Below are 10,037 nucleotides of genomic sequence, written 5' to 3' on the forward strand. Positions count from 1 at the left end.
ATTTTAAAGATGAAGTGAGATGGACATCCGAGGATCCCACGGAATCGTGACGCTGCAGTCTTCGACCAGCCAACTTGCATCGCCAAAAGACAAGGCGGTCACGAGCGCACAGGATTCGCGCCTTGATTGGTGGAGCATTGCCGCAATCACGCCCGCTATCATCGTACTTCTTGGTTTTCTTTTCCTGTTTTTCTATGGCGTGTTTCAGTCGCTGACCGATCTCAAGTTCGGTCGGCCTCTAGTCCACTTCATCGGCCTCAACAACTACGCGGCGTTGATCAAGACAGGAGATTTTTGGAACAGCGTTCGTGCCACTCTCGTTTACGCCGGTTCGGCAGTGCTTGCGCAAGCTGTATTGGGTCTGGCGCTTGCCAAGCTGTTCGCAACTGACGTCTTCCTGGCGCGTGTGATGCGGCCCGTCATTCTCTTGCCGCTCGTCCTGCCTCCGATGAGCGTAGCGCTCATGTGGACGACAATGATGGACCCGCAAAACGGGATTATGAACTACCTGCTCTCCCTTGCGGGCATAAGCCGATTTGCATGGATTTCAGATCCAAACACGGCGATGTTCTCGCTGGTCCTTATTGACGTGTGGACCTATACGCCATTCTTCGCGCTAATCATCTTCGCCGGTCTTCAGGGCATCAATGAAGAGATCAAGGAGGCCGCGCGTGTAAATGGCGCGAAGGGGTGGGCAACCTTCTTGCACATCGAGTTGCCGCTGATTACGCCATACATTCTGATCGCCGCCGTGTTTCGGCTGATCGAATCCCTCAATCAGTTCGACATCATTTTTGGGACAACGCAAGGTGGGCCTGGAAATAGCACATCAGTACTTTCGGTGCGGGCTTACATTACCGCGTTCCAGAATCTCGCCTTTGGGCGTGGTGCCGCACTTATGGTCGTCAATTGGATGATCGTGTTGATCGGAACGTTTGCCATGGTGAAGCTATGGCGCCTCGTTCGGCAGCGCGTAGGCTGAGGAGGCAACCTATGCGATTGAAACGCCCGACCTCCACCAATTTGATTCTGAACCTGCTCGTCGGCATTTGCGCATTGATCCTGGCCTTTCCACTCGTCTGGATCGTGATGACGTCGCTAAAGCAGCAGGCTGAGGTGATGACCTGGCCGCCAACCTTCCTGTTCGTGCCGACACTGGATAATTTTCGTGTCTTGTTTGATGTCGCACAGGCCGGGGCGACCAGCTATGGCACCATCAAAGTCGACTTCTTAACGCCGATCACGAACAGCGTCGTCATTGCGCTGGGCTCCGTAATCATCTCTCTGCTCATTGGGGTGCCCGCCGGCTACGTCCTGGCGAGGCGAGACATACCCCTCAAGGAAGACATTGCCTTCTTCATTTTGGGCTTCCGCTTTGCCCCGGTCCTTTTGGTCGTCATCCCGCTCTTCAGCGTGTTTCAGGCGATTGGACTGTATGACACCTATATCGGGATGATCTGGGTCTACCAAGTCGTCACATTGCCAATGATTGTTTGGCTGAGCCGCTCCTATATCGAAGAGATCCCGAAAGACATCGAGGAGGCAGCTGCCATGGATGGCGCCAAACCGGTCCGAGTCGTGCTGCACATCGTACTGCCGCTTCTGAAACCGGGCCTGATCGGAGCCTCGTTGCTGATCTTTCTACTCGCTTGGCATAACTTCGCCTTAGGTCTGATTCTTAGTTCGACCAAGGCGCCGGTAACGGTCGCTCTTCTCAAGTTGCTCAATCCAGGCGTGCAGTTTTACCCGGTCATGGCCGCAGGGCTGGTTGTGACGATGGTCATTCCCGTCATTCTGATCGTAATCGGTCAGCGTCACCTTGAACGCGGCCTAACCTTCGGTGCCGTAAAATGAGCGTCCGGCCATTGATGTTCTTCGGAACGACGAATCTCGATCTGTGCTTCAATGTCGAGCGGCTTCCAACGCCGGGTGAAAGCCTGATGGGTACGGTGAGCCGTCACCCTGGAGGAAAGGGCGCGAACCAAGCCGTTGCTGCCGCCCGGCTCGGCCTGAAACCACACTTCTACACGCATCTCGGTGATGATGATGCCGGTCAGTCGCTTTTAAAATCGCTGATGGAAGCTGGCGTTTGCACTGACGCAATTACGGTCTGTGCAGGCGAAGTCTCGGGCTTGGCCTTGGTTATGGTCGCTGACGACGGCTCCAACATGATCGTCATAGACCCAGGCGCCAATTCGAAGGTGGGGCCGGACATGATCGAGAGCGCAACCAAATTCATCGAGCGCGATTCAATCGTCGTCGCCGAAATGGGGATGCCGATCCCTGCGCTCAATCGGCTCTTCGAGATGAAGCGAAAAAAAGGCTTTGAGCTTATTTTCAACCCGGCTCCGGTGAGGCCAGGTCTTCCATCGGCGGCGTGGAGAAGCGTAGATTTCGTCACGCCGAACCAGACGGAAGCGTTCGAGCTGACAGGCATCGAAGTGTGTGACTTCGATAGCGCCGCGCGCGCGGCGGGGAAGCTGCTTGATCTCGGGCCCGGTGCCGCGCTGATCACGCTCGGGGCGCAGGGAGCTTATTATGCTGATGCCACGCGCTCCTTTGCTCTGCGGGCGTTTCCCGTCAAGGTCGTCGATACCACGGCCGCAGGCGATGCTTTCAATGGTGCATTCGCAGCATCGCTCGCTCAGCGGCTGCCTCTAGAGGAAGCAGTGAGGAAGGCGCTAGCGGTTGCAGCGTTATGTGTAACACGGCGCGGTGCTCAAAGCTCAATGCCGACAGCCCAGGCAGTTGACGAGTTTCTACAGTCTCAAACGATCTTGGAGTTGGAATGACCGAACAGTTCTCAGTTTCAGACCGAACGGTGCTCGTCACCGGGGCAGGTGGCGGTATTGGCTCTGCCATTGCTAATGCGTTTCGCCAGGGAGGCGCGAACGTCGTCGCCACCGATGCCAATCTAGAGAACCTCAGAGATACTCTGCCAAGACTGCCCTATGGCAACGGCATACTGCCCATGGCTATGGATGTCGCGCGCGAGGAAGACGTCGGAAGGGTCCTCGAAGAGATCGCCAAGCACTTTGGCCGGCTGGACGTGTTGGTCAATAATGCAGGCATAAAGTCGGCCCAGCCATTGCTTAGCGGCAGCGCTGAGAAAATTGAACGTACGATCCAGATCAACTCAATCGCTATCCTGCGCTGTTCAAAACTGGTCGTCGAGCGCTTCATGAAAAGCAAGGGCGGCCGCATTGTCAATGTCGGCTCCTCCCTGTCATCGCAAGGTGCAGTTTTCAACTACCAGGCCGGCGGAGGCGACTATTGTCTTTCGAAGGCAATCGTTCACGACTTAACCAAACTACTTGCCTATGAATGCGCGCCCCTCAGCATCAACGTGAACGCGATCGCGCCTGGCATCATTGATACTCCCATGCACGGTCGACCGCGGGAGGTGACCGAAGCGCGCCATGGTGGTCGGATTCCGTTGGGACGGGTTGGAGTGCCAGAGGATATCGCGGGGCTGGCGGTCTTCCTCGCGAGTCCTGCGGCTTCCTACATGACAGGACAGATCGTTCACGTGAACGGCGGGATGCTGATGAATGGCTAGCCCAAGCTCTCACCTCAACTGGCCGTCGGTCGCTGGGATCATTTCGGATCTCGATGGCGTCCTCTATCGCGGAGATGCCGCAATTGTCGATGCCATAGAAGCGTTTACGCGATGGCGGGCGGCCGGACTGCCGTTCTGCTTCGTGACAAACAATTCGACCCACACGCAGGAGGACGTCGCTCGCAAATTGGAAGCGTTTGGCCTTGCAATCGCGCCGAACGAAGTGGTTACTAGCGCGATTGCGGCCGCAGAACTCGCGCGCGCGAAGTACCCGGACGCGAGCCGCGTATATGTCATCGGCGCGACCTCCCTTGTGAATGCGGTCGTCGCGGTAGGTCTGGACGTGACTGACCAAGAGCCGGAGATCGTGGTGATGGGTCTCGATCGCCACATCACACATGAGAAGATGCGGATTGCTGTTGAGGCGATTTTGAACGGAGCCGCCCTCATCGGCACCAACCCTGACCTCCTATTGCCGACCGCCAATGGATTCGAACCGGGAGCGGGAGCAACAATTACGGCTGTGGCTGCTGCCGCCCAGGTCAAACCCCTGATCGTTGGTAAGCCCGAGCCACACATGATCGAAACGGCGCTTTCCCGCTTAGGGACGGTGCGCAGTGCCACACTGATGATCGGTGACCAGGTTGCGACGGATATTCAGGCCGGTAAGCGAGCTGGCCTTCCAACCGTGCTGGTCACGACCGGCGTTCCGCCGCGAGAGAACCCCACCCTGGCGCGACCAGATTTCATCGTATCGAGCCTGGCAGACATTGAGATCCCGGCCCTGGTTGGAAGCCCGCGACAGAGGAGAGCGTGATGGCCGACGTTCGTCTGGAAGGCCTCAGCAAGGCCTACGGGACTATCCAGGTACTGCGGAACATCGACCTGGCAATCGACCATGGCGAGTTCGTCGTCTTCGTCGGACCATCCGGGTCGGGTAAGTCGACGCTGCTGCGCATGATCGGAGGGCTGGAGCGAATTAGCGGTGGGCGTCTGCTGATCGATAACGAAGTCGTCAACGACGTTGACGCGGCTGATCGTAACCTTGGCATGGTGTTTCAGAGCTACGCTCTCTATCCGCATATGACTGTCCGCGAGAATCTCGCCTTTCCTCTACGCATGGCGAAACTTAGTAAAGCCGAGATTGATACCAGGGTTGCGCAGACTGCGTCGCTGTTGCAAATGGATCATCTCTTGGATCGTAAACCTCGACACCTGTCCGGCGGGCAGCGGCAGCGCGTGGCAATCGGGCGTGCCATTGTGCGTGAGCCAAAGGTGTTCTTATTCGATGAGCCGTTGTCCAACCTGGATACGGAATTGCGCGTCCAAATGCGGGTTCAGATTTCCAAGCTTCACAAGCAGCTTGGCAACACGATGATTTATGTGACGCACGACCAAATCGAAGCCATGACCATGGCCGACAAGATCGTCGTGCTCAAGGACGGCGTTATCGAGCAGGTGGGAAGCCCACATGATCTCTACCACAATCCGGCGTCCCGGTTTGTCGCGGGATTCATCGGCTCGCCCAAAATGAATTTCCTAGGCGGCAAGGTCGAGGCAGCGCATGAGTCGGGCATGGACGTTCGACTGGACGCGGGCGCGGTGGTCTGCGTCCCCGTGGAGCCCGACAAATCGCTCGTCGGCAAGCCGATCACGCTTGGCATTCGGCCCGATGATTTCTCCCCATCGTCCGCAGAGAAGGATATCGCGATCGATCTCGATCTCGATCTCGATCTCGATTTCGTTGAGCATTTTGGCAGCGTCACTTACGTTTATGGCAACGCCGGAAAGGAGGCAGTCGTGGCAAAAGCGTCAAAGCCCGATCCGCTCAAAGGCTCCGGCAAAGTTCGTCTTGCGGCTTCGCCGGCGGACTGCCATCTGTTCATGACGGACGGAAAAGCCCTGCGACGGTTGCATGCACCCGCAAATTGGAACTAATTTTAGTTAGTCGCGCCAAAAAGCGAACGCGGTCTATAGCCACGGACGGTCGAGGTGAAGGGAGGCGGTATCAGGCAGTTCTTCCGGAATTCCCGTTCGTTTGTGCTGGGGGCGGGGATCGGATCGGGCATGGCTGCGAGAGCGGCCGAACGAGCAGGGGCAGATTTCGTGCTTGCGCTCAATGCCGGCCGATTTCGCGCGATGGGCGGCTCTTCACCCGCCTCAATCCTTCCAATCCGCAATACCAATGAATTCGTCGCCGGCTTCGGTCGGACCGAGATCCTGCCCAGCACGAAATTGCCGGTATTCTTCGGCGCTTGTACCTTTGATCCGCAGCTCGATATCGATCGCTGGCTCGACCGGATCAGTAGATGGGGTTTTTCGGGGGTCACTAACTTCCCTTCGGTCATCCACATTGATGACTACAGGAGGTCGTTGCTTGAGAAATGCGGCCTAGGTTACGCCCGCGAAATTGAGCTGCTGGTGAAGGCGGCAAAACGTGGCCTGATGACGATCGCCTATACTCGAACCCAATCCGAAGCAAGGCGCATGGTTGAAGCTGGTACCCAGGCCATCTGCATCAACTTCAATCTCAATCGTGGCGTTGAAAGCGCATCTGACCCATCGATCAGCTTGTCGGAGCTTGCCGCGCGCACGAGCGCAGTTGCGCGTGTGGCTCAATCCGTCGACCGAAACGTGATCTGCCTACTTGGCGGCGGACCGATAACGAAGCCTGACGAACTCTTGGATATCTGCGGCGAAACGGGTGTCAAGGGCTTCATCGGGGGCTCCTCGCTCGATCGCGTCCCGCTAGAGATGTCTGTCCTTGAGGTCACCTCCGGGTTCAAGACTCTTCACTTGTTGCGGGAGAAGGTCGATCTTCTTGAGCGCCAACTCCAGTTGAGCGGCTTCAGGCACGGCGTCATCGCACAGTCCTCAATCATGAAACGCGTTCTTGAGACTGCAAGGCGCCTGGCGTCCCATCCCAGTCCTGTGCTCGTTTGGGGCGAGGCCGGCTCGGGCAAGCGGAGGATAGCCAGCCTGGTCCATGCCTTCAGCGACCGCAAGCACGCGAAGGCAGCGTTGTTTCAATGCCGACCCGGTTCGGCCATCGATACGGTCGGTGCGCTTTTCGGGGCCGAGCGCGATCAGAGCAGGAGACGCCAACTGTCGCTGCTGGAAAGTGCAAGCGATACGACCGTGTTGCTGCTGCATCTCGATCAGCTTTCGCGTGATGGACAGGAACGGCTTGCCGATTACCTCGAGACTGGTAGTTTCGCGCCCTTGAACGGCGCATCGATTGTGCGCTCCAGTGCTCGAATTATCGCAACTGCGACGGTTGCTCGCGGCGCGGGCCTTCCAACGGTGCTATGTCCCCGGCTGCTCGGCTTGTTTTCGGGGCTTGACATCAAGCTACCTGCCTTGCCAGACCGACTGGAGGACCTCCCTCAGCTGGTTCAGCATTTCACAGTCGAGGCGAAGGGGGATTCGAATGCCCAAACGCTGGCGATCGAAAATTCTGCGTTTTTGGCGCTCGCTGGCCATAATTGGCCCGGCAATTTAAGGGAATTGCGCCAGATCGTGAACCAGCTCGTGACACTCCCAGATGCGCATATCAGCGCGGGCGTCCTCAGGCCGCTGTTGAATGCGTCGGCACCAGCTAAGCCGAAAAATGCATTCTCCGAGCGGGAGTGGATCATCGAAGGCTTGAAGCGAAACAGACTTCATCGCGGAAAGACAGCGAGTTCTCTCGGGCTTTCTCGAAAAACCCTCTACAACAAGATCAAGAAGCTGCGGATCTTAGAGTAGAAGTCCAGCCGTTTAGCTTGCTCAGCCAAGTGTCTCGAAGCGGTCCCCTCCAGAACCGTGAATACTTGTCATGACGTCTGGGGCCCCAACGCCCCAACCAACCAGATGCTCTTTCTTTGGCTAGGCCGATTGCTGTCGTGGAGCTGCGCTGATCTCGGCCGAAACACCGCCGGCAACATCGCTGGCTTGGGGAGTTTTCCTCCATAGCATCCCATCGCACCATACGTGCTCCACGCGGCCCCACTTGCAGGCTGCGGCAAGATGAGGGAAAAACCCACGCCCATGGTTATTGGCGCTCGTATTGCAAAGCAGCGGAATGCCCGTCAGCGCTTCATATTCGACCAGAAGCTCGGCGACTTTGTGTTGAGAGGTCCTGCTGATCGTCTGCAGTCGCGCAGATCCGTCGAGATGGACAACGGCGGGGATTTTGTCCCGCCATTCTGGTCGAGTCTGATGATCGAAAAGCATGTAAGGATCCGGTGTTCCTGGGCTGAAAATCTCCGGCGCGCGATCTTCCAGGCAGATCGGCGCCACTGGACGGAAGTGCTCGCGATGCTTGATGTCATTGAGATAGTCCTTCATTCCCGGCGATGTTGCGGCTGCAAGAATGCTTCTGCTACCCAGTGCCCGCGGCCCAAGCTCGGCGCGGCCGGCCAGAAAAATCACAGGCTTGTCGCTGGCGAGAATAGTCGCCAGTTCATGCATATTACAGGGCGAAGCATCCCATTCAGGCGGCACATCACTACCTTGCAGCGCCGGACCACTGTAGACCGACCACTGCAACGGCACGAGGCCTTTGTCCGCTACCATTGCACAACAGGCTGCACCGATCGCGGAGCCGCTGTCATTTGGAAATGGCGGTACCCAAACAGCATCGAACAGTCCTGCCGAACGTAGTGTGCTGTTCCATTTGATATTGAGGCCGCAGCCGCCTGCTATGCACAAATTGCGAGCGGAAAAACCGGACTGCCGTTGCAAAGCACTCGCCATTTTGTGCACGAGCAGGCGCTCGAGGAAACAATGAAAGGATGCGAGCACATCCTCGGCCGCCTTGGCCTTCAAGAGCGGCGCGCTTGCGTCGAAAAAGTCGTGAATGGTCGTAAGCTCAAACTCCATGCTCCCGAGATCGGTACGGTAGCTCCCGCGCTTGGTGTCAGCTTCAAGGTGCACTTTGTAGAGCTCCTGAAAGACCGTGATGATGTTTTCGTCGACGGCACCGAGGGCGATATAGGCCATCAGCTTGCCAGCGACACCTAGATCGAGCTTGCCGGCGCCGCCTGGATCCACCTTGCCGGGTTCACCCAGGTCCCAATTGGCACGATTAGCCCGCTTGTATGGCCCAAAATGAAGGCCCGCAGCGGCATAGATGTGCCCAAACAGCGGGAATAAACTGTCGATGAACCGGGCGCCCCCGCGTTCTACATGATAGAGTCGTGGGTAGGTGCCCCCATCCCACACGAGGCAGAAAGCAGGCTGTCCGGCTTTGGCAAACGGGCTGGTGCAGTATGCGGCCGCCACGTGGCTGGCTACATGAGGATAGCTCTTATAGGGGAAATCCCTGCCGTCGAGCCTAAGGCCAAAGCCATCGCGAGATGTGAGGAGGGCCTCGGGATGAGGTTCAACATAGGACGCCCCCTTGAGCGTGATAGGAGCCGCTCCGCTGCGGAGTTTGTATTGAGCTTCCACTTGCCCCAGCCAGCCGTCGACGACGAACTGATCAACGTCCTGCACATCCAGACCGTGCTCTGCCAAAGCCATGACGACTGCATCGAGATTGTCTATCGCTTGATAGCGCGGATTGTTGCTCCGCTTCTCCTGCTCGATACAAAAGACGAGCCGACCGTCCTCGATCAGCGCGACCGCTCCGTCATGCGTCAGCTTGATACCGCAGATGCGCATAATGCCTCCACTTTGATGCCGGCAATTCGGTGAGTTAAAGGTCAAGTCTAGAGTTCGGGAACATGCGATTGAGCAATCGTCGTTGTCCCGACTCATTCTCGGGCCGCTCGGGCTAGACCGCGATCACCATTGGTCGCGGTCGCATGCCCACGGCCGATTCCGTCGTCAGAGATCCGATTGCTGATCGAGCGCGAGCGTGGTGCACGATCGCGCCGATCGAAATCGGGGGCCCCGACTAATGTCGCGTTCGTGACCGGGCAGTGCGCTTGGATCGAGGTCGCCATTCTGCGCTGTAATGCGACCTTGAGCTTCGTGATCGCGGGTCAATGTGTAGCATGCGCTTCAACGTTCTTGTTCTTTGTCAGCACGGAGGCACTGTCTTGCTTCATCAGATCGGCGCATTCTGGCAGCATTTCCTATTCTCGCATGGCTCTTCACAGAACCGGACCAGTTGGTCGTTTCAAAGAGCGTGCCAACAGCCAGTGCTGCTTTTCTTAGCTTTATTTCTATCCAGCGCGTGTCGCGTAGAGAACGGGATGTCTTGAGACTGACAGTGACGTCGCAGACGCTCCGGTTACTTCAGTGGCGCGCCGCAATTGTTGACAGCACGCGAGGCAGCTTTGTTTGATGCGATGGAGACCTCGTTGGACTCGAGATATGCGGCTCGGCGGACTCTCCGGCCAATCGCCTCCGCATTTTGACGCCAGGCAGCTGGTTGGAAAGGGACGATGACGATTCAAGAGAAATGCGTTTGCGCGAATCTCCGACAGGCGACGGCGGAGCGAGAGGGGGCGCAACTCGACTTTAGAAACGGCAGCTGCTCGGAATTACG

Annotated in this window: 8 protein-coding genes; 7 read left to right on the plus strand and 1 reads right to left on the minus strand. The window is 57.4% G+C overall.

The annotated features are described in order from the left end of the window. Positions 1 to 46 precede the first annotated feature (46 nt). Genes H8B02_RS18380 through H8B02_RS48550 form a run of 7 tightly spaced genes read left to right on the plus strand, consistent with a single transcriptional unit; the run spans position 47 to position 7,306 of the window. Positions 47 to 982 (plus strand): carbohydrate ABC transporter permease, encoded by a 936-nt coding sequence (locus H8B02_RS18380; RefSeq protein ID WP_229167526.1) that lies wholly within the window; start codon positions 47 to 49, stop codon positions 980 to 982. 11 nt (positions 983 to 993) lie between these two features. Further along, positions 994 to 1,854 carry a carbohydrate ABC transporter permease gene (locus tag H8B02_RS18385; protein WP_229167527.1) on the plus strand — a complete coding sequence of 287 codons (861 nt, stop codon included), beginning with the start codon at positions 994 to 996 and terminating at the stop codon, positions 1,852 to 1,854. Beyond that, entirely contained in the window at positions 1,851 to 2,792 is a 942-nt protein-coding gene (locus tag H8B02_RS18390; RefSeq protein WP_229167528.1) for a ribokinase, read from the plus strand. Before H8B02_RS18385 ends, H8B02_RS18390 begins: the two co-directional genes overlap by 4 nt. Continuing rightward, on the plus strand, positions 2,789 to 3,559 hold the full coding sequence (locus H8B02_RS18395) for an SDR family NAD(P)-dependent oxidoreductase (protein WP_229167529.1): 771 nt from the start codon (positions 2,789 to 2,791) through the stop codon (positions 3,557 to 3,559). Before H8B02_RS18390 ends, H8B02_RS18395 begins: the two co-directional genes overlap by 4 nt. Next, a complete protein-coding gene (locus H8B02_RS18400; RefSeq protein ID WP_229167530.1) occupies positions 3,552 to 4,376 on the plus strand; it encodes an HAD-IIA family hydrolase in 825 nt (274 codons plus the stop codon). Before H8B02_RS18395 ends, H8B02_RS18400 begins: the two co-directional genes overlap by 8 nt. After that, positions 4,376 to 5,497: an ABC transporter ATP-binding protein gene (locus tag H8B02_RS18405; RefSeq protein ID WP_229167531.1), complete on the plus strand. Its 1,122-nt coding sequence runs from the start codon at positions 4,376 to 4,378 to the stop codon at positions 5,495 to 5,497. Before H8B02_RS18400 ends, H8B02_RS18405 begins: the two co-directional genes overlap by 1 nt. A 54-nt stretch (positions 5,498 to 5,551) precedes the next feature. Next, positions 5,552 to 7,306 (plus strand): phosphoenolpyruvate hydrolase family protein, encoded by a 1,755-nt coding sequence (locus tag H8B02_RS48550; protein WP_229167532.1) that lies wholly within the window; start codon positions 5,552 to 5,554, stop codon positions 7,304 to 7,306. Positions 7,307 to 7,426: 120 nt separating this feature from the next. On the opposite strand, the gene nodU is transcribed toward H8B02_RS48550, so the two are convergent. Continuing rightward, positions 7,427 to 9,205, minus strand: coding sequence for a nodulation protein NodU (gene nodU / locus H8B02_RS18415; protein ID WP_229167533.1), 1,779 nt, complete (start codon positions 9,203 to 9,205; stop codon positions 7,427 to 7,429). Positions 9,206 to 10,037: the final 832 nt, after the last annotated feature.

It is taken from the genome of Bradyrhizobium altum (assembly GCF_020889705.1).
In the GTDB taxonomy this organism is placed as follows: Bacteria; Pseudomonadota; Alphaproteobacteria; order Rhizobiales; family Xanthobacteraceae; genus Bradyrhizobium; species Bradyrhizobium altum.

What these genes read in the sequence shown, in the direction of transcription:
- H8B02_RS18385 (WP_229167527.1), top strand. Translation starts at nt 994, where the DNA reads ATGCGATTGAAACGCCCGACCTCCACCAATTTGATTCTGAACCTGCTC.
- H8B02_RS18390 (WP_229167528.1), top strand. Translation starts at nt 1,851, where the DNA reads ATGAGCGTCCGGCCATTGATGTTCTTCGGAACGACGAATCTCGATCTG.
- H8B02_RS18395 (WP_229167529.1), top strand. Translation starts at nt 2,789, where the DNA reads ATGACCGAACAGTTCTCAGTTTCAGACCGAACGGTGCTCGTCACCGGG.
- H8B02_RS18400 (WP_229167530.1), top strand. Translation starts at nt 3,552, where the DNA reads ATGGCTAGCCCAAGCTCTCACCTCAACTGGCCGTCGGTCGCTGGGATC.
- H8B02_RS18405 (WP_229167531.1), top strand. Translation starts at nt 4,376, where the DNA reads ATGGCCGACGTTCGTCTGGAAGGCCTCAGCAAGGCCTACGGGACTATC.
- nodU (WP_229167533.1), bottom strand. Translation starts at nt 9,205, where the DNA reads ATGCGCATCTGCGGTATCAAGCTGACGCATGACGGAGCGGTCGCGCTG.